This is a genomic window from Pseudoalteromonas sp. SR43-2 (genome assembly GCF_014163885.1).
In the GTDB taxonomy this organism is placed as follows: domain Bacteria; phylum Pseudomonadota; class Gammaproteobacteria; order Enterobacterales; family Alteromonadaceae; genus Pseudoalteromonas; species Pseudoalteromonas distincta.
Genome location: NZ_JACJED010000049.1, coordinates 1 through 647, shown reverse-complemented (window position 1 = coordinate 647; position 647 = coordinate 1). Strand labels below are relative to the sequence as shown.

Genomic DNA, 647 nt, shown 5'->3' with positions numbered 1-647 from the left:
CCACGGAGTGATTCATGACTGGGGTGAAGTCGTAACAAGGTAGCCCTAGGGGAACCTGGGGCTGGATCACCTCCTTATACGATTTAGAACTTATTTGTTCGTAGTGTCCACACAGATGATTGTTATTGTAAAGAGAACAACACTTATTGTTTTGGGTCTGTAGCTCAGCTGGTTAGAGCGCACCCCTGATAAGGGTGAGGTCGGTAGTTCAAATCTACTCAGACCCACCACTTCTTGTCTAATCAAGAAGATGGTTAAAACAGTAAGTACCAGCATATGTGGGGCTATAGCTCAGCTGGGAGAGCGCCTGCCTTGCACGCAGGAGGTCAGCAGTTCGATCCTGCTTAGCTCCACCACTTTTACTTCTTAAAAATAAATATTCTTTATCGGGCCATTAACCGCCTGAGAATAGAGTGTGTTTAATTTTGAGAGGTTTTTGTATCTCTTGCTCTTTAAAAATTTGGAAAAGCTGATAATAAAATTCTGATAGATACATTGTATTTATCAAGAGTTTTCAAAAGTAAAAAAGAATGGTAGCAGTACCATTCAGTGCCATTTAGTTAACTCTTATGAGTTGATTGATTGGTATCTACTTTAGTATTCAATATTAACTTCTGGCGAAGTTAAACTGTCACAAAACAAAGACC

Annotated in this window: 2 tRNA genes and 1 rRNA gene; all 3 read left to right on the top strand. The window is 40.0% G+C overall.

The window, feature by feature from the left end:
- A 16S ribosomal RNA gene (locus tag H5120_RS20040) occupies positions 1-77 on the top strand; the annotation flags it as partial.
- A 76-nt stretch (positions 78-153) separates the two neighbouring features.
- A tRNA-Ile gene (locus H5120_RS20035) sits at positions 154-230 on the top strand.
- A 50-nt stretch (positions 231-280) separates the two neighbouring features.
- Positions 281-356: transfer RNA gene (locus H5120_RS20030), tRNA-Ala, on the top strand.
- Positions 357-647: the final 291 nt, after the last annotated feature.